The sequence below is a fragment of the Nocardia sp. NPDC057668 genome (genome assembly GCF_042799795.1).
Taxonomy (GTDB): domain Bacteria; phylum Actinomycetota; class Actinomycetes; order Mycobacteriales; family Mycobacteriaceae; genus Nocardia.
Map to the genome: position 1 here is coordinate 391,637 of NZ_JBHVIC010000009.1, position 18,574 is coordinate 410,210.

Here is an 18,574-nt window from a genome sequence, read left to right on the forward strand (position 1 = left end):
TGCGTGCAGATTCTCCCGGATTGCTCCGGGTACAACTGATCGCCCTTGTGTCGGGGGTTCTAGGAGTTCTACTGGCGGTGCTGACACCGCTGCTGCCGGTTCGGCAGGATCGAACGAGTGTGGAATGGCCACAGGCGCAGTCGGTCCAGCTGACCGCGCCGCTGGTGGATTATGTTCCGCTGTCGCTGAACGCGAGCGTGCCGTGTACGGCCCTGCGTGACCTGGCCACCGGAACGGTGCTCTCCACGGTCCCGGCGAAGGCGCCGGGCGCGGCCGAGCAGGGCCTGATCGCCCGGATCGAGACGACGTCCGGTGCGAAGACGGAGTCGGCATCCGAGGCGAAGCCGGAGTCGCAGCGAACGCTGTCGGTGGTGGTGCGGGGAGTGCCACTGCTGAGCGCGCCGCTGTCGGAGATCCTCGGCGCCGAGGCCGCGAAAGCGGTCACCGCGAAAGAGCCGGCCGGGCCCGAGGGACTGCGCGGGCCGAACGGCAACGGGCCCGAAGGCGGTATGCCGCCCGGGAATCCGCCGACGGGCGGACCGAGCGGACCCGGTGGACCGCCGCCGATCGGCGGGCCGCCGCCCGGCAGCACACCGCCGCCGGGAAGCACTCCGCCGCCGGGCACGACCCCGCCTCCGGGGAGCACCCCGCCACCCGGCACCACACCACCGCCGGGCACGACCCCTCCGATCGGAGCCAAGCCGCCCGCCAATGCCGTTGCGCCCGCCGCGAATCCGGAACCCGCGCCCGCGCCGAAGTGCGCCGCGTTGATCCTGCGCTCGACCTCCACGGCAACCACGGTCGAGGTGACGGGCGTGACCCGCGCCGACGGTTCCCCGTTCACGAAGACCATCGACGGTGACATCCGCCCGCAGCTCGTCGGCGTCTACACCGACCTCGAACGCGCCGCCCTCGGCGACGCGAAACTGCACGCGGACATCGATTCCCGCTTCTCCTCGGCTCCCGGCGGCCTCAAACTCGCCGCCATGATCGGGGCGCTGCTGTGCACGTTGATCGCCCTGATCTGCCTGCACCGCATCGATTCCGCCGACGGCAGGCGCGCGCGGCGCTTCCTGCCCGCGCGCCGGTGGCGGGTCACCCCCGCCGACGGCGTGGTCGGCGCCACGTTGGCGCTGTGGCATGTGATCGGGGCCAACACCTCCGATGACGGCTACATCCTGACCATGGCCCGGGTGTCCGAGCACGCCGGGTACACGGCCAACTACTACCGCTGGTTCGGCGTCGCCGAAGCTCCCTTCGGCTGGCCGTACGAGGTGCTGGCCTATCTGACCCGCATCAGTGATGCGAGCGTCTTCCTGCGTCTGCCCGCCCTGCTGGCCGGCCTGCTGTGCTGGTGGGTCATCAGCCGGGAAGTGCTGCCGCGCCTGGGTTCCCGGGTCCGCACCGGTGCGGCCGCGCGCTGGACGGCCGGACTGGTGTTCCTGGCGGTGTGGCTGCCGTTCAACAACGGCCTGCGCCCCGAACCCCTGATCGCCCTGGCCGCCCTGCTCACCTGGTGTTCGATGGAACGCGCCATCGCCACCCGCCGCCTGCTCCCGGCGGCCGTCGCGGTCCTGATCGCGGCGTTCGCGCTGGCGGCCGGGCCGAGCGGATTGATCTGTCTCGCAGCGCTGATCGCGGGTTCGCGACCGGTTCTGCACACGATCGTCACCCGGGTCCGCGCCGTGACCGCCCCCGCCGGGCGGCCACTGGCCCTGGGCGCGCTGCTCGCGCCGATCACCGCCGCCGGGACCCTCGTGCTGGTGGTGGTCTTCGCCGATCAGACCCTGGCCACGGTGCTCGAGGCCACCCGCGTGCGGCAGCTCATCGGTCCCGACAAGTCCTGGTACGAGGAGTTCTCGCGCTGGGAGACACTGCTGTCGCTGAACCCGGACGGCTCGCTGGCGCGCCGTTTCGGCATTCTGGCCATGCTGGGCTGCCTGGTGGTGTGCGTGCTGGTGCTGCGCGCTCGCGGCGGGCGGATCCCCGACACCGCGCGCGGCCCGGTGGTCCGGGTGCTGGGCATCGTGTTCATGTCGCTGCTGCTCATGATGTTCACCCCGACCAAGTGGACCCATCACCTCGGGGTGTACGCGGGCCTGGCCGCGGCGCTGGCGGCGGTGACCACGGTCGCGGTGGGCGGCACCGTGATTCGAGCGGCATACAAGCGGACCCTGTTCGCCGCGGGGGTGCTGTTTTTGCTGGCCGTGACCACCACCGGTTCCAACGGCTGGTGGTACGTCTCCGGTTACGGTGTGCCGTGGTCGAATCGGGCCCCGGAGCTGGGCGGGGTGGCGGTGTCCACCCTGTTCCTCACCGCGGCGGTGCTGACGCTGGCGATCGCCGGGTGGAGGTACTACCGCGAGCCCTACCGACCCGCGACCGAACCCGGCCGTGCCGACCGGATGGCCGTTCGCCCGCTGACCATCGCCGCGGCGGCCGTGGTGCTGTTCGAGGTGGCGTCCATGGCGCACGCCGCCTACGCGCAGTACCCCGGTTATTCGGTGACGCTGTCCAACCTGCGCGCCCTGACCGGCAAGCCCTGCGGTCTGGCCGAAGACGTACTGGTGGAGACGAATACGACCGAATCGCTGCTGCTGCCCTACACCGGCAAACCCGCCGACGGACTCGCCGCGGAGAACACCGGTTTCACCGCCGACGGCGTGGGTGACCTCGTACCCGACGGACCCGATGGCGCGGGTCCCGACAGCGGCGCACCGGGTGGCGCACCCGGCGGCGGCGCACCGGACAGCGGCGCCGGGGGCGGCAAGAAGCAGCCGGGTCCCCCGCCGGGCGGTCCCGGCGGTGCGCGCGGTCCCGGCGGCCCGAGCGGCCCCGGCGGCGAGCAGGCGCGCACCCAGAAGGGCATCAACGGCAGCACCGTCGACCTGCCCTTCGGCCTGGACTCCGCGCGAACCCCGGTGCTGGGCAGCTACGCCTCCGGCGAGCAGCGGCCCGCGAGCCTGAGCACCCAGTGGTACAAACTGGATCTTGCTGCGGTACAACAGGATTCGGCCTACCGGGTACTGGTGCTGACCGTGGCCGGGCGCATCGCCGCCCGGGCCGACGACGGCCGCGACATCGAGGGTCAACAGCTGCGCCTCGAATTCGCGCACCGCGCCGACGACGGCACGGTACGAACCCTGGGCGATCTCACGCCCCCGAACATCGGCGGCGCGCCGGTGTGGCGCAATCTGCCGATCGCGCTGGATCGAATTCCGGCCGACACCAACGCGATTCGCCTGGTCGCACGTACTGACGGTCTGTCGGACAAGGGCTGGCTCGCGGTGACCCCGCCCCGCCTGCCCAAGCTGTCCACACTCAACTCGGTGATCGGCAAGAACGACCCCGTGCTGGCCGACTTCCAAGTGGGCCTGGCCTTCCCGTGCCAGCGCCCGTTCCAGCACCGGGACGGCGTCGCCGAACTCCCGAGCTGGCGCATCCAGCCCGACAAGCTCAACGCCCAGGTCTCCACCCCCTGGCAGGGCCTGACCGGCGGCGGCCCCCTCGGCTGGATCGACCTGCTCCTGCAGCCCCGCACGGTCCCCGCCTACCTGGCGAACGACTGGACGCGGGACTGGGGCGAGCTCCAGCAGTACCAGTTCGTCGCCGATGCCAAAGCGCCGCTGGCGAACCTGACCGTCGAGGTCGAGAACCGCTGGGGCTGGGCCGAAGAGGAGCCGATCCGTACCGGCTAACCCCGCCGCACCCCCTCCGGCCGGGCGCGTCTCACCCGCACGCGCCCGGCGCGTAGCGCGGGTGCTATTCGCGGATCCTCGCCTGCCCGCGGCGATCGAATCCCGGCCCACTCGTGGACGCCGCGGGGTGGCCCGCACTCACCACAGCAGAAAGCCGCCGCCGTTCGATATCGAACGGCGGCGGCTCTTTCGTTCCGCTACGGCCGGCCTGCGCCTATTTCGGCGGCTGCTGCCCCTCGCCGGGCGGCGGGCCCTCGCCCGGCGGCTGACCCTCACCCGGGGGCTTCTGTCCCGCGGGCAGCGGCTTGCCGATCCGGGAGGCCATATCCGGAATCATCCGCTTGGCCATCTGCTCCCAGTTGCCCCAGTTGTGCAGGCCCAGACTGGGGAAGTCGTAGCTGACGTTGTCGTAGCCGAGATCGGCCAGCTTGGTCTGGAATGCCTTGGTGTTGGCCAGGGCGATGGCCTCGAGCGGCATGCCCAGGGTGACCGCGTCGAACGAGGACAGGTCCTGCGACGCCGGCTGGGCGCTGCCCGAACCGATGTACAGGCGGGTGCCGTTGGCCTGCAGCTGCGCCGCGAAACCGTACGGGTCCAAGCGCTTCCACTCCGGGCTGCCCGCGGCCGCCAGGTTGTCGATGTTGTAGCCGCCCGCGGCGAGCATGGCCAGGCGCAGCGCCTCGCGCATGCCCGGCGCCGACATGTACAGGTATCCCGAGAGCGAGCCCGCGTACACGAACTGCTCGGGGTAGTACGCGGCCAGCAGCAGCGCGGCGCTGCCGCCCATGGACAGTCCGAACACTCCGTTGCGAGTCGTGCTGAACCCCAGTCGATCCCGCAGCGCGCTCTTCAGGTCCTTGGTCAGGAAGGTCTCCCACTTGTACGTGTTCGACTTGCCCTGCTGATCGTCCCAGCCCGAGACCGCAGACCCGGAATCCGAGCCGAGCAGCCCGCCCGCGTCGGTGTTCCCGAGAATCTGACTCGGCTCCTGCCAGTCCGCGTAGAAGCTGGACTGACCGCCGACCGGCATGACCACATTGATGTTGAACTTGGCCAGCTCGGCCGGGATGTCGGTGTGAATCTCCCAGCCGTTCATGGTGCTCAGCGCGCGCTCGCCGTCGAGCAGGTAGACCACCCGATCGGTGTTGCCGTCGGCCGCGCGCACGATGCGCGTCTTGACCTGTCCCATGCTGGAGTCGACCAGGAAGTCGAAGGCCGCCGGATTCTCTTCCGCCGCAGCGGGAACCACCACTGCCACCGACGCCCCGAACGGTAGCAACGCGGCCACCGCGACGCCGACGACGCTGCGCTTGACCCACCCTCCCCGGAATCTGTGTCGGCGCGAGCGCGCCCCTCGCACAGCTACGCCACCCATATCCTGTTATGCCTTTCCGTTGTGCGGCCCAGACTCCGGCCGCTCCCCACACCCACCCGCGCGTGTTCGACACCGCGGCGGATCTCGCCGAGCAGCATAACGCGCCCTCGCGCGGGGTTCGCAACGAATACGGGCCGCGCGAACCCCGCCGCGACCCGCGCTCTCAGCCCGCCCGGTGCAACGGCGTTCCGACGGTGAAACACGCACTGCGCCCGTGCGCGTCCAGCCGGCCGTCACCCCAGCTCGCGCTGCCGTAGGCGTCGACCTCGATGACATACTCACCGGCGGGCAGGGATTCGGGCAGCGACACCGAGGCCCGGGGCAGTCCGTCCACCAGTTCGAGGTACACGCGTTCGGGTTCGGGCGTCACCGGCACCAGGAAGACGCGCGCGTATTCGAGCTTCTTGTGCGCGGGTGCGGCGGGCGACCAGCGCACCCCGAGCGCCCGGTGCGCGTCGTCGGCGAATTCGATGGCGACCAGCAACCCGGCAACCCCGTCGAGCTCCGCCCGATGACCCACGACTTCCTCCTCGCGCACTTATGCCGGCGACCGGCCGAACAACCCGCACCGACCCCGGCAATCCCGCTCCCACCAGGCTGGCACGCGCTCCTGCGCGTGGCAACGTCGATACGCGCGAACGCTATACGGGCCGCGAAAACAGACCGCAGTGCCGCTGCGAGGTGAAACCCACTTGTGGCTGAACCGGTACGTGCGGGGACGAGTGAGCGCGCCCGCGTGGGGAATTCATCAGGCACTCGATCCCGAGGCAACGACGCCGAGGATACGAAGGAGGCCGCGATGAACGACAAGTGCCACGACTGCTGGCGGCAGGAAAACCTCACCTTCGTCCAGCGCCTGGACCCCGCTTTCGCCCGCACCGGCCTGTGGCGGCTGTGCCGCAAGCATCAGGCCCTGCGCGACGAGCTCGCGGGGCGCGATCACGGCGAGCACGACAGCTCGACCGGCCGCGCGGCCTGATTCACTTCGAACCCGAACGCACCGAGTCGAGCAGCCTGCGCAACGCGGATATGGTGTCCGCCAGCGCATTCGGCTCGGTCGTGTCGGCCAGCCACATGGCGGCCTCGTTCATGGCGCCCGACAGCAGATGGGTGAGCGGCGGGATCGGCTGCGGCGCGATCACGCCCGCCGCGACCAAACCGCTCAGCGCCTCGTGCAGATGCCGCGCCGACGCGCCCTCGTCCATGGCTCGCCATTCCCGCCAGCCCAGTACGGCCGGCCCGTCGATGAGCATGATGCGCTGAATCTCCGGATCGGTGCACGTGGTCAGGAACGCCTCGCACCCGGCGACGAGCTGATCCCACGGCTCGGTCCGGGCGTCGGCCACCGCCGCGACCCGCTCCCCCACCTCGTCCTGGACCTCCTGCAGCACCGCCCGGAACAGCTCGGTCTTGCTGGCGAAGTTGTGGTACAGCGCGCCCTTGGTCACCCCCGCCGCGGCCGTGATCTCCGAAAGTCCCACCGCGGCATAGCCCTTCGCCGCGAACAGGCGCCTGCTCTCGTCCAGCAGCGTGCGCCGTGTCTGCTCCCGCTGCCGGTTGCGCAGCTCGCTCGCCATCCCGAACCCTCCGTTGACATACCGATGGAATGTCAGCTAGCGTAGCTCACGTACCAACGGTATGTGAACACGGGGCCCGAAAGGCGAAACAGTGAAACTCAGCAGCTTCTACCCGGTAATCGGCACCACCCGCGTTGCGGAATCCCGCGACTTCTACACCGCGTGGTTCGGCTTCGACATCACCTTCGAAGCGGACTGGTACGTGAGCCTGCGCCGCACGGCCGACGACAGGACCTACGAACTGGCCCTGCTCGATCCGACGCACCCCAGCGTTCCCGAGAAGTACCGCACCCCCACCGCCGGCCTGATCCTCAACTTCGAGGTCGAGGACGTGGACGCCGAATGGGAGCGCCTGGTCGTGCGGGGCGGGCTGCCCGCCGAACAGGTCCTGCGCAGCGAGGAGTTCGGCCAGCGGCACTTCATCGTGGCCGACCCCAACGGCCTGCTGATCGACGTCATCACCGAGATCCCGCCTGCGGGCGAGTTCGTCGAGCAGTTCGACGCCGAGTACTCCGCCGAACGTTTCGGCGCGCGGTAATCGCCGGCCGCCGTATCGAGGACCGCGACCCCGTACTCGGCGGGGCCACGGTCGAGCAGAGCCGGTGTGCGGGGTACCGCTCAGCCCACGCCGAGCGCGTTCAGGATCATCGGCCGCGAGGTCCGCAGGGCCTGCTCCCAGTACGGCCAGGTGTGCGTGCCCTGCCCGATGTCCACCCGAGCGCCGAGTCCGAGCGCGTTCACCCGGCCCTTGAAGATCTGGGCCGCGGCCATGGTCATGGTCTCGAGCCCCATGGCGTTGATGGTGTTGCCGAAACCGAAGCGCAGATCAGCGGGGCCGGGCACCCCGTTTCCGGACCAGACGTAGGTCGGGAGCCCGCGCAGCCGCTCGGCCTGCACGGTCGCGTCGTTGCGGGACCACGCGGGATCGGAGGCCGGGCCCCACATGTCGTCGACGTTGAATCGGCCCTCGTCCCACATGGCCGCGCGCATGCCTTCGCTCCAGGCCGGGAAGGTCGGATTCACATAGCCGGAGTACGACCCCGCGAACTTGAACTGATCGCGATGATTGGCCGCCAGGATCAACGCGGCATTGCCGCCCATGGACGCGCCGGCAATGGCGTTATTGGTGCGCGAAACCCCGTATTTTGCAAGGAAATTCGGTAGTTCCTTGGTCAGGAAGGTCTCCCACCGATAGGTGGTGCCCTGCTTGTTGGTGCTGCTCGGGCGCTTCCAATCGGTATAGAAGCTGGAGTGCCCGCCGACCGGGAAAACCAGGGTCACATTGTCGCCGGCGAATTGGCGCAGCGCGTCGGTGTCGCTGACCCACTGGCTGTGGTCCCCGGGCGCGCGCAGTCCGTCGAGCAGATAGAGCGCCGAGCTGCCGCCGCGCGCCGCCCACTGCACCTGGACCTTGATCGATCCCATGCTCGAGGGCACCCAGAGCTCCTGGTAGCCGCCCTTGGGCGTGCGCAGAACCGGGCCGTGCGCGGGTGCGGCGATCGCGGTTCCGGCGCCGATGGTGGTGGCGAGAACGCCCGCCGCGAGCACGGTTCCGGCGCGGTACATCCACCCCCGGCCGCCGCGTGACGCCCCGTTCCGAGTTGTCGTTCCCACCGGAATACCTCCCACCTCGTATCCCGGTAAAAATACCGAATCCGGCCGAATTGCGCTGTCGCTCAGCCCAATCTGTCTATACCGACAGTTGCGCCATGATCGCTGTGCCCATCCAGCGGCGCAGATATATTCGGAGTTCGTCCTCGGTGCGCGGTGGATTTCCGGGGGATATGAAGAAGGATTGCATGGTGCGCAGCGCGTATTCGACGAGTCCGTTCAGCGAGGATTCGTCGTAGCCGAAGTGTTCCCAGTCCACATCGAACCGCCCGATCATCTCCATGCCGAACTGCTGCGCCGCCTCGGAGGTCATCCCCTCGGGATGGGCGTTGACCGAGGTGGCCGACAGCATGATGCCCAGATGCGGGGTGCGGCGGACTTCGGCGAGGGTGAACACGATCGCCTCGGTCATGGCCTCGGCGGGATCCTCGATGCCGCGCACCTGAGCCGTGAGCCGGTCCAGGAAGCCGTCGACCGAGGCGATGGCCGAAGCCTGCATGAGGGCGTCCGCGCTCGGGAAGTACCGGTACACGGTCTGCCGGATGACCCCCAGCGACTCCGCCACGTCGGCGATGCTGATCTCGGCCCCCGTGCGGCCGATCAATTCCACTGCCGCAGCGACGATTCGGCGCGATGCCTCGTCGTCGTTCTCCGGCGGGCTCCCGCCCCACCCGCGCCTTCTCGCCACTGCCCGACGCTACCAGGGCGAATGCGGTTCGCGGTTTCGGGGATTCTGCTCGGCCCCGCCGATTGTTATCATACACATCAGACGTTCCGTGTATGGTCGCGTTGATTCGGACTATCCGAGCCGAGCCAGCAGCCCAACCCACGTCGGGAAAGACGAGGTACCGCCGACAATGACCGATCTGATAGTGCGCAAGCTGACCTTCGCGTTCGAAGACCACGACGTGCCGTTCCTGTGGAACGAGGAGAACCCGGCCTTCTCCGCCATGGCGAACGCGGTCTCGTTCCTGGCCATCGGCTTCGAGAAGATGATCGTGAAGACGATCCTGCAGGCCAAGCCCAAGTTCACCGACGCCGAAGTGGCCGAGGAGGCCGACGCGTTCATGCGCCAGGAGGGCCAGCACTCGACCGCGCACCGCGGCCACGTGCGCGGGCTGATCAAGCGCTGGCCCGGGCTGCAGGAAACCCTGGACCAGGTGGTCGGCGAGTTCGACCTGCTGGTGAAGAACACCCCGCTGGAGTACCGGCTCGCGTACACCGCGGACCTCGAGGCCACCTTCACCTCGGTCTTCAAACTCATGCTCGACAACGACTCGACGCTGTTCGCCCCCGGCGACGACCGCGTGTCCTCGCTGTTCATCTGGCATTTCGTCGAGGAGGTCGAGCACCGCAGTTCCGCGCTCATCATCTTCGACTCGCTGGTGGGCAGCGACCTCTACCGCATGCGCAAGGCCCCGTCGATCTTCAAGCACGTCATGGACGTCATCCGGATCGCGTGCGAGGGCTTCAACAAGCATGTGCCGCTGGAGGATCGCGGCGTCGACGCCATGGCCATGTTCGCCTCGTACCGCCACATGCAGCGCCTGCGCCGGATCGCGCCGTGGCTCGAGGCCCAGGACTTCGGCCCGATGCCGCGCGCGTTCGACGACCTGAACCTGCGTGAGCAGCTCATCGCGCTGCGCGGGGTGATCCGCAGCCAGCTGCCCAAGCACAACCCCAAGCACGAGGCCCTGCCCGCGCTCGCGGACGTGTGGTTCGAGCGCTACGAGGCCGGATACGATGTGACGCAGTGGTATACGGCCGAGGCCGGCAGCACCAAGACCGAGGTGCGCTGATGTCCGATCGCTGTACCCCCACCTTCGACGAACTGTCGAAGGCACTCGGCTTCACGTGTGAGGAAGCCGGCGGGCTCTTCGAGCTCCGCAGTCCGCTGCACCTGGAGAACTGGACGCTCCCGGTGCTCGAGCTGACCATCGTGCTCGGCTCGATCCTGGCGCTGGTATGGGCCGTGATTCGACTGCGCCGCAACGGCGATCCGACCAACCTCGTGCTGTGGTTCGGCGCCACCGCCTACCTGTTCATCATCGAGCCGCCGCTGTACTTCCCCGCGGCCTTCGGCATCGAAGAGCACGTGGACACCATGTTCGCGCACAACGTGTTCACGGTGGAGTTCATGTGGGGCCGACTACCGCTCTACATCATCGCGATCTATCCGTTCATGGCGACGGTGGCGTACGAGATCGTGCGCATGCTCGGGGTGTTCCACCGCTACGGCCCGCTGCTCGGCGCCGCCTGCGTCGGCTTCGTGCACCACGCGTTCTACGAGATCTTCGATCACATCGGACCGCAATTGCGCTGGTGGGAATGGTCTCTCGACAATCCCATCAACGCGCCGTTCTTCGATTCGGTGCCGCTGCCCAGCGTCGTGGTCTTCGCCGCGCTGTGGCCGATGTCGCTGGCGTTCTGCGTCCGCTGGTTCGTCGGCCGTCAGGTGGACGCGGGTCAGCACTTCACGGGTCTGCAATTGGTGTGGCGCACGGTGGTCATCGGCCTGCTGGCCTCGCTGGGCACCTTCATCCTGCCGCTGCCCGCGACGGTGATCGGCATGGGCAGCACCACGGCCCGCGGGGTCATCTACGCGGCGGAACTGGTGCTGATCGCGGCGGTCGCCATCCCGATCCTGTTCCGCCAGTGGCGAATTCTGCGCGACGGATCCTCGGGCATCCCCGCGTACACGAACCGCTTCGTGCAGATCTACAGCGCGCTGTACCTGGTCGTGTTCGCGATCTTCTGGATCACCGCGCTGCCGGACTTCTTCGACGCGGTGGACGGGCGGACCGCCAACGGCGATCCGATCGGCAACCTGTGGTTCACCCTGGCCTGCTTCGTGGTCGCCATCGGCTGCGTCGCCGCGGTCTGGACGATTCCCCGCGAGCAGTCCCCCGCGGCGGTTCCCGCCGCGCCCGACGCCGAAAGCTCCAGCGTCGCTTGATGATGCGATCGGGCCCGGCGTCGCGCCGGGCCCGATCGGTCAGACCGTGAGCCCGCGCCGGACCAGCAACGGCTCGATCTCCGGTGCCCGGCCCCGGAACGCCGCGAACGCGGTCAGCGGGTCGACCGAGCCACCGCGCGAGAGCAATTCGCGCCGGAAGGTCTCACCCTTCTCCCGCAGCGAAGCGGTCCCGTCCTCGAACCACTGGACGGTGTCCGCGTCGAGCACCTCGCTCCAGATGTAGGAGTAGTAGCCCGCGCCGTAGCCGCCGGCGAAGATATGGGCGAAGTAGCCGGTGCGGTAGCGCGGCGGAATCGCCGAAAGCGCGAGCCCCGCTTTGCGAAGCGCCTGCTCCTCGAAGGTCTCCGCGTCGATGCCCGCCGAGGCGTCGGCCTCGGGCAGCCGGTGCCAGGCCCAGTCCAGCAGGGTCGCGGCCAGGTATTCGACGGTGCGGAATCCTTCCCCGAACTGCTCGGCGGCGGCCAGGCGCTCGAGCAGGTCGGCCGGAATCGGCTCGCCGGTCTCGAAGTGCTTGGCGTAGTTGACCAGTACTCGCGGATGCGACATCCACATCTCGTTGACCTGCGACGGGAACTCGACGAAGTCGCGCGGCACCTCGGTGCCGGAGAAGAACGGGAAGCGGACGTCGGAGAACAGCCCGTGCAGGGCGTGCCCGAACTCGTGGAACAGCGTGCGGACGTTGTCCCAGGTCAGCAGTGCCGGTTCACCTTCCGGTGGCTTGCCGATGTTGAGGTTGTTGACCACCACCGGCAGCTGCCCGAGCAGCCGCGACTGGCTGACCAGCTCGTTCATCCACGCCCCGCCGCGCTTGGAGGGGCGCTTGAAGAAGTCGCCGAGGAACAGTCCCAGCGCCGTGCCGTCCGCGTCGAACACCTCGAAAACCCGGACTTCCGGGTGGTATCCGCGCAGGTCCGGACGCTCCCGCACGGTGATGCCGTACGCCAGCTCGGCCGCGAAGAACACCCCGTCCCACAGCACCCGCTTGAGTTCGAGGTAGGGCCGCAGTGCCTCGGCGTCGACCGAGAACCGTTCGGCCCGCACCCTTTCCGACCAGAACTGCCAGTCCCACGACCGCAGCTCGGCCTGCTCCCCCGCGTCGGCCCGCATGGCCGCGGCGAGGTCCCCCGCCTCCCGCTCGGCGTTGGCGACCGCGGGCGGCACCAGTCGCGCCAGCATCTCCTCCACCGCGGGCGCGGTCTTGGCGGTCTGATCCGCGACCGCGTACGAGGCGTGATCGGCGTACCCCAGCAGCGCGGCCCGTTCGGCCCGAATGGCAGCCATCCGCACCGCGAGCACGCCGTTGTTCCCGTTGTCCCCCAGCCCGCGCCCGAGGGACGCGGACATGACCCGCTCCCGCACGCTCGGATCGGCGAGTTCGGCCAGGATCGGCTGGTTCGACACGTTCTGCAGGCTCAGCGCCCATTTTCCGGCGTGCCCGAGCGAACGCGCGTTCTCGGCGGCGGCCGCGACCGCCGCGGCCCCCAGCCCGGCGAGTTCCGCCGCACTGTCGAGCACGAGCGTCGCGGCGTTGGTGGCCGCCAGGTTGTTCTGCCCGAATTCGGTACTGGCGGCTGCCAGTTCGGCGTTCAGCTCCCGCAGCCGGGCCTGCTGCGCCGCGTCCAGCCGCGCCCCCGCCCGCACGAACCTCAGGTGATACTGCTCGAGCAGCCGCGCCTCTTCGGGATCGAGCCCGAGCCGGTCCCGTTCGGCGTACAGGGCTTCGACCCGTTCGAAGAGCTCCGGATCCAGGTAGACGGCGTCCCGATGCGCCGCGAGCAACGGCGAGACCTCGGCCTCGATCTCCTCGATCCGCTTACTCGAATCCGAGGAGGCGCGATTGAAGAACACGTTCGCGACACGGGTGAGCACCGCGCCCGACCGCTCCAGGGCCTCGATGGTGTTCCCGAAGGTGGGCGCGTCCCCGGTCCGGGTGATGGCCGCGACCTCGACCAGCTGCACGGCCATCCCCCGCTCGAACGCGGGCAGGTAGTGCTCCTCGTCGATGACCGCGAAATCCGGAAGCTCGTACGGGAGCGTGCTGCGCTCGAAGAACGGGTTGCTCGTCATGGATCCCACCTTAGGTGGCGGAGGTGGGGTGGGTCGGGGCCGGCGAAACGCCGGTGCTGCTAACGCGTGGATCGCTTCGGCCAATACCTCCTGCGAGGCATCGATCACCGGATCGCCGCCGTACCACCCCCGGACTCAGGAGCTTCGTGGAACGACCTTTCGAACTGTGCTCGATCGACATCGCGGTCGGCACACTGAGCCTGCGGCACCTCGATATCGGAATGACCTACGGTGGCGTCATCGAGGGCAGGCCCGACGAACGTTTCAACGATCGCGTGATCGAAAGGCTCGGCCGAATGACCGGCAACGGCGATCAGCGAATTCACGTTGTGCCGCCCGAGCGAATTATTGAAAATGGGCGCGAGTATTTGCCTCATGTGCAATGCGTCGGGAGGTTCCACGGCCCCTGCACTTCGAACAACACCGAGGACTGGGTCTACACGCACCTGACTGTCGGCTGGTTCCAACAGCCCTGTGCCAGCGGCTTGATCAGCCCAGAAGCCATCACGAGGATGTACAACCTGCCCTGGCTGGAGCTGGCAACCGACGTCCGGTGGCACGATATGTGAGGGTAGGGCCGCATTCAGCTCGATAGCGACGAAACGGGCACAATGCGATTGCGCAGGCAATCTGAAGATTGTTGTATCACAATGAGATTGGGCTATTGCGGGTTGCTATCGAGGAGTAGAATGGGGGTATGAATTCGGGAGGGGAAACCACCATCGCGCAGAGTGTCACCGCACACGCTGCCATTGTGGAAAACCTGCTCGAATCTCCTCTGTTCTCGTTGGCCGATGCCGAGTTCATCGAGAAGATGCAGGAACTCGAGACCAGTTTCCGCATGCTCGAAGCGGTGAAGCAACGCTTCGTCCTCGAATGCGGTGTGCGGGGGTTGAACACACAGGCCGGAGTGAAGAGTCTGATCGTGTTCCTGCAACAAACGCTGCGGATCTCCCACTTCGACGCGGCCGCCCGAGTGCGCAACGCCGACCGGCTCTCCACCGTGTCCGAAGGATCGGTTCAACGCCCACCGGTGTTCGCGCACATCGCCGCCGCTCAACGCGCGGGAGAGATCTCCGCCGAGCACGTGCAGGCGATCGTGAAGGTCCTCGATCGGATTCCCGAACGCGTGAGCGCGGAAGTCAAAGACTTCACCGAACAATCTTTGACCGACTACGCCCGCATCGGTGACCCCAAAGGTGTGACGACCCTCGGGGTCCGGGCCCTGGCCCACATCGACCCGGACGGGACGTTGATCGCTGATCGGGATCGGCAACGGATGCGCGGGATCTGCATCGGGCGTCAACGCGCGGATGGGATGTTCCCGATCTCGGGGTTGCTGACTCCGGAGTTGGGTGCGGTGTTCATGCCGATGTTCGCCAAATTCGCGCGACCCGGCATGTGCAACCCCGATGACCCCGAGAGCCCGCACACCACCGCCGAACTCGGGATCGACACCGAGTCCGAAGCCGATGACAGTGACGCCGATGCTGCCACCGTCGCCGCGCGGAACGTGTTGCGAGCCGCTGCCAAGCGTGATCACCGCACCGAAGCTCAACGCAATCATGATGCGTTGCTGCGGTTCCTGCACCCCGATATGGGACCCACCAAACTCGGGTACCACCGAGGACTGCCGGTCTCGACCGTGGTCACCATGCGGTTGACCGATCTCGAGCAGCGCACCGGGCTCGCTACCACGAACACCGGGGGCACGCTCTCGATCACCGAAGCGATCACACTGGCCGCGCGGTCCACCCCGTACCTGGTGATCGTGGACGCCAACGGCCGCCCCCTGCACCTCTCACGCGGCCAACGCCTGGCATCGGCAGAACAGCGCCTCGCACTCACCGCCGTCGAACGCGGCTGCACCCGCCCCGGATGCGACGCCCCCGCCACCCGCTCAGCAGTCCACCACATCACAGAGTGGGCTGATGGCGGCGAAACGGACATCGAGAACCTGACATTCGCGTGCGATGCCTGCCACGCACAGATCAACACCGGCCCGAACGGCTGGAAAACGATCGTCATGCCGCCCGATTCGGAGCATCCGGGCAAAACCGGGTGGATACCACCACCACATATCGACCCCGCTCGCAGACCGCGCGTGAATTTCCGTCATCACCCGCGTGTGCCGAGTCCTTCGGGTGTGCCGGGTATTCCGGCGCGGCGACTCTGCTAGAGCGCTGCCCTACAGCCGAAACCCCAAGCCCAAAGCCACACCCCAAGAGCTGAGAGCGGCATCGGTGTTCACTCCAGTGGCCGACGTAGCCCAGACCCGCACGCACCCTTCGCGTTCCAGCGGGGTTCGGGAGGACAAGCAAGTACAACGTGGCAGTGCTGGTCACTTCGTCTGCCGTACCCGACCTCGGCTCCCCAGCTGGGAGCCGGTTCACCCTTCCAGCATGGCTGGATGGCTGTGGGACCCTTCTCGAGACCCACAGACACAAGATCCGTCGACACTGAACGCGCTGGTACTGCCTCAGAGAGTGATTGTGGTGAGCGGTAATCGATTCGAGGCTTGCTTGTACCCCCACCGGTGGTGGATCCCGTTTATCGGCCCGGGAGGGCTGGTACCGCCGTCGAGGCTCCCAACTGGTCCACGCTGCTACTCCGTTATCCAGGCTGCTCTTCCTGCGGTAGGGCACCCCACCGCAGCGTCAAAACCGAACGTGACAACGCTGGTTCTCGTTATCCAGGCTGCTCTGCTGCGGGAGGGCTGGAACCCCAGCCCGGCCTCCCCCACCGCACCCCGCTGGTTCGCGTTATCCAGTCGTCCCCCAACTCAGCCAATCTCCCAACGCTCCGATAGCCCCCGGAGTCAGCCACGCATCCCAAGCCCCCAATCCCCTATCGACCCGGCAGACCCGGGACCGCACCCGGCAACCACCCCACCCCCGACCGCCCAGACGCCTTCGCCTTTCTTCACTCACCCCCGGCACCCACTCCCACCACCCAATCTCCCCCAACCGCGAGGCCCCACTTTGCGGGGGTTGCATTTGAAAGTGTCGCTTGGATAACGAAATAGGTATGTTGTCAGCTACGGTCGCGCTGCCGAAGCCCGCGCGTCCGCCCCCGGGTATAGCCGACAGGATTGACGAAAACCTCTATGGCCGTGTTGTTTCTATGGATATTGGCGCCCTTGCTCGTACTCGCCGTCGGGGCGGCGGCCTACGTGGCGGTGCGATGGCGAAGAGAGACCGAGCGCGTCGACGAGCTCGAAGCCCGTACCGCTGAGTGGGAAAACCTACTCGACCAAGTTGTCCGCAAGACCCTCCCCTCCGTGACCGAGGCGATTCGCCGCCCGGGCCTGCCGATCACCGCTCCCGAACTGGGCCCCGCTCTGGAGAATTCGCCCTTCATCGGCACGCTGCGCCAGGCTGTTCAGTATCACGCCGATGACTTGCGCATGCTCTGCGCTGAATCCGCTGATCAGGCACGACGCGAAATCGAAAGCCAAGCTCAGCAGGCAATCATCAACGCGGAGCACACGGTTCGCGCTGATGCGCAGCGTGCTTCGCAGGATGTGACGGGCGCGGCCGTGCGCTCGTTCGGCACGTCCGTCGTGAGTCTCGGCGCCGACGTCGGCAAGGTGGTGAGCGCGGCGTTGCGCGAGCATCGCGATGACGCCGTCTACGAAACCCTCATTCGCATCGACCACAGTGTGCAGCAGATGATTCGGCAGGCGCAGTCCTACGTGATCGTCAGCGGCGGGCTCCCCGGTCGCCGCTGGCCGCAGCAGTCGGTCACCGATGTCGTGGGCGGCGCTACCGGCCGCGTGCGCGATTACCTGCGGGTTCGCACCACACAGGCGGATCGCGTGGTGTCGAGTCGCGTGGTCGAGCCGCTGGTGCACACGGTGGCGACGCTGCTGGACAATGCTCTGCGCTATTCGCCCCCGACGTCGTTCGTGGACATCAGTTTTCAAGAGGGCCACCACGGCGTCACGATTCTGATCGATGACGCGGGCGTGCGGATGAATCCCGAGCAGCTCGAGGATGCGCGCCGCGTACTCGCCGGTGAGCGCGCTGTCGACATTCTCGAATTGGGCCCCGCACCCAAGATCGGATTCCCCAGTATCGCGGCTCTGGCTCGACGATATGGATTCAATGTCTACGTGGACGCACCCAATGCGTACGGCGGTGTGCGGGCGATGGTCTACATCCCCGAAACCCTGCTCGTCGCACCGCAAGACGTCAGGGAACAGCCCGTGGTGATCCCGCAGGCTCCCGTGCAGGTGGATGAACAGCTCGTCGAGGACGCCGAAGTCGCCGCGGCTCTCACCGCCAGCGGTCTCGCTCGCCGGCGGCGGCGCACGGTGGTGCAGACGGGCTCGCAAGCGCCCGTGCTGCATTCCGCTCCCGCGCCCGCTCCCACTCTGCAACTCGCCCGGCCCGATATCGCGGTGGCATGGCACAGCGGTTCGGTCAGCGGCCGTGTCGCCGCCGCCGAAGCCGACCAGACCGAAGGGAAGATCTCGTGAATTCACCGACAGTGACCGACGCGCACAACGCGGCGGCCGCGAACCCCGTGGACGGCTCCAATCGGCTGGGCTGGCTATTGGCCGAATTGGATATCCCCGGTGTGCGTTTCGGCGTGCTGCTGTCCGAGGACGGCCTGCGCATCGCGCACTCGGGCAATATCAGCAAGGACAATGCCGAACGCTTCGCCGCGGCCGCTTCGGGACTGCGCTCGCTCGGCAAGGCGCTCTCCGAATTCTGCGGTGGCCCGCAGGACAACGTGCGCCAGAATGTCACCGAGTACGACGACGGCATGATCTTCATTACCGCCGCCGGTGAAGGCGCTGTCATCGGCGTCTCCACCACCGCGGAGGTGGATGTGGCGCTGGTCGCGCACCGGCTCAACGAACTCGCCGGTCGGGTCGGGCACGAGCTCGGCGCGATACCGCGAGGCGGCGCCCGCCCATGACCGGACCGCGGCGTGATCCGGATCTGGTCCGGGCTTACGTGCGCACGGGTGGGCGTTCGCGTCCCACCCGGGTTCTGGACCTGGTGACGGTGATCGTCGCCGCCGATACGCCCATGCAGGGTGGTTCACCCGATGCCCGGCGCATTTTCGCGCTGTGCCGAAGTGCGTTGTCGCTGGCGGAGATCGCCGCCCATCTCGACCTGCCGCCCTCGGTGGTGAAGATCGTCGTCGCCGATTTGATCGACAGCGGTCACCTGATAACCCGGACGCCCGCACACACCCTGCCGGACGTCAGCCTTCTAGAAGAGGTACTGAATGGGCTTCGCGCCCTTGCGGTCTGAGT

Annotated in this window: 16 protein-coding genes; 10 read left to right on the forward strand and 6 right to left on the reverse strand. The window is 67.8% G+C overall.

Annotated elements, in window-relative coordinates:
* Positions 1 to 77 precede the first annotated feature (77 nt).
* The gene (locus tag ACFVBH_RS39750) at positions 78 to 3,698 is read left to right on the forward strand and encodes an arabinosyltransferase domain-containing protein (protein ID WP_379012150.1); all 3,621 of its coding nucleotides are present in this window, start codon (positions 78 to 80) and stop codon (positions 3,696 to 3,698) included.
* A 214-nt stretch (positions 3,699 to 3,912) separates the two neighbouring features.
* Here the strand turns inward: ACFVBH_RS39750 and ACFVBH_RS39755 are convergent, their stop codons facing one another.
* Together ACFVBH_RS39755 and ACFVBH_RS39760 are read right to left on the reverse strand one after the other, a co-directional pair.
* The gene (locus ACFVBH_RS39755) at positions 3,913 to 5,073 is read right to left on the reverse strand and encodes an alpha/beta hydrolase (protein WP_379011836.1); all 1,161 of its coding nucleotides are present in this window, start codon (positions 5,071 to 5,073) and stop codon (positions 3,913 to 3,915) included.
* 163 nt (positions 5,074 to 5,236) lie between these two features.
* A complete protein-coding gene (locus ACFVBH_RS39760) occupies positions 5,237 to 5,593 on the reverse strand; it encodes a hypothetical protein (RefSeq protein WP_379011843.1) in 357 nt (118 codons plus the stop codon).
* Between the two features lie 279 nt (positions 5,594 to 5,872).
* Here ACFVBH_RS39760 and ACFVBH_RS39765 point away from each other — a divergent pair, with 279 nt between their 5' ends.
* Positions 5,873 to 6,052 carry a hypothetical protein gene (locus ACFVBH_RS39765; RefSeq protein WP_354987925.1) on the forward strand — a complete coding sequence of 60 codons (180 nt, stop codon included), beginning with the start codon at positions 5,873 to 5,875 and terminating at the stop codon, positions 6,050 to 6,052.
* Position 6,053: 1 nt separating this feature from the next.
* Here the strand turns inward: ACFVBH_RS39765 and ACFVBH_RS39770 are convergent, their stop codons facing one another.
* The gene (locus ACFVBH_RS39770) at positions 6,054 to 6,650 is read right to left on the reverse strand and encodes a TetR/AcrR family transcriptional regulator (protein WP_379011854.1); all 597 of its coding nucleotides are present in this window, start codon (positions 6,648 to 6,650) and stop codon (positions 6,054 to 6,056) included.
* 91 nt (positions 6,651 to 6,741) lie between these two features.
* On the opposite strand from ACFVBH_RS39770, the gene ACFVBH_RS39775 reads away from it, so the two are divergent.
* On the forward strand, positions 6,742 to 7,188 hold the full coding sequence (locus ACFVBH_RS39775; protein WP_379011861.1) for a VOC family protein: 447 nt from the start codon (positions 6,742 to 6,744) through the stop codon (positions 7,186 to 7,188).
* Positions 7,189 to 7,268: 80 nt separating this feature from the next.
* Here ACFVBH_RS39775 and ACFVBH_RS39780 read toward each other — a convergent pair whose 3' ends face one another.
* Positions 7,269 to 8,216, reverse strand: a complete 948-nt coding sequence (locus ACFVBH_RS39780; protein WP_379012155.1) for an alpha/beta hydrolase — start codon at positions 8,214 to 8,216, stop codon at positions 7,269 to 7,271.
* A 124-nt stretch (positions 8,217 to 8,340) separates the two neighbouring features.
* The gene (locus ACFVBH_RS39785; protein WP_379011866.1) at positions 8,341 to 8,949 is read right to left on the reverse strand and encodes a TetR/AcrR family transcriptional regulator; all 609 of its coding nucleotides are present in this window, start codon (positions 8,947 to 8,949) and stop codon (positions 8,341 to 8,343) included.
* A 169-nt stretch (positions 8,950 to 9,118) separates the two neighbouring features.
* On the opposite strand from ACFVBH_RS39785, the gene ACFVBH_RS39790 reads away from it, so the two are divergent.
* Both ACFVBH_RS39790 and ACFVBH_RS39795 read left to right on the forward strand, forming a co-directional pair.
* Positions 9,119 to 10,060: a metal-dependent hydrolase gene (locus ACFVBH_RS39790; protein WP_354987930.1), complete on the forward strand. Its 942-nt coding sequence runs from the start codon at positions 9,119 to 9,121 to the stop codon at positions 10,058 to 10,060.
* Positions 10,060 to 11,217 carry a hypothetical protein gene (locus ACFVBH_RS39795; RefSeq protein ID WP_379011873.1) on the forward strand — a complete coding sequence of 386 codons (1,158 nt, stop codon included), beginning with the start codon at positions 10,060 to 10,062 and terminating at the stop codon, positions 11,215 to 11,217. The genes ACFVBH_RS39790 and ACFVBH_RS39795 overlap by 1 nt, the downstream gene beginning before the upstream one ends.
* A 39-nt stretch (positions 11,218 to 11,256) precedes the next feature.
* Here the strand turns inward: ACFVBH_RS39795 and ACFVBH_RS39800 are convergent, their stop codons facing one another.
* Positions 11,257 to 13,305: a M3 family metallopeptidase gene (locus tag ACFVBH_RS39800; protein WP_379011879.1), complete on the reverse strand. Its 2,049-nt coding sequence runs from the start codon at positions 13,303 to 13,305 to the stop codon at positions 11,257 to 11,259.
* A gap of 146 nt (positions 13,306 to 13,451) precedes the next feature.
* Between ACFVBH_RS39800 and ACFVBH_RS39805 the strand changes: the two genes are divergently transcribed.
* The 5 genes from ACFVBH_RS39805 to ACFVBH_RS39825 all read left to right on the forward strand — a co-directional run bounded on the left by ACFVBH_RS39805 (position 13,452) and on the right by ACFVBH_RS39825 (position 18,572).
* Complete coding sequence (locus tag ACFVBH_RS39805; protein ID WP_354987933.1) at positions 13,452 to 13,874, forward strand: hypothetical protein; 423 nt, start codon at positions 13,452 to 13,454, stop codon at positions 13,872 to 13,874.
* A 128-nt stretch (positions 13,875 to 14,002) separates the two neighbouring features.
* Complete coding sequence (locus ACFVBH_RS39810) at positions 14,003 to 15,484, forward strand: DUF222 domain-containing protein (RefSeq protein ID WP_379011886.1); 1,482 nt, start codon at positions 14,003 to 14,005, stop codon at positions 15,482 to 15,484.
* A 927-nt stretch (positions 15,485 to 16,411) separates the two neighbouring features.
* Positions 16,412 to 17,785, forward strand: coding sequence for a sensor histidine kinase (locus ACFVBH_RS39815; protein WP_379011892.1), 1,374 nt, complete (start codon positions 16,412 to 16,414; stop codon positions 17,783 to 17,785).
* On the forward strand, positions 17,782 to 18,231 hold the full coding sequence (locus ACFVBH_RS39820; protein ID WP_354987936.1) for a roadblock/LC7 domain-containing protein: 450 nt from the start codon (positions 17,782 to 17,784) through the stop codon (positions 18,229 to 18,231). The genes ACFVBH_RS39815 and ACFVBH_RS39820 overlap by 4 nt, the downstream gene beginning before the upstream one ends.
* The gene (locus ACFVBH_RS39825; protein ID WP_354987937.1) at positions 18,228 to 18,572 is read left to right on the forward strand and encodes a DUF742 domain-containing protein; all 345 of its coding nucleotides are present in this window, start codon (positions 18,228 to 18,230) and stop codon (positions 18,570 to 18,572) included. Before ACFVBH_RS39820 ends, ACFVBH_RS39825 begins: the two co-directional genes overlap by 4 nt.
* Positions 18,573 to 18,574 lie beyond the last annotated feature (2 nt).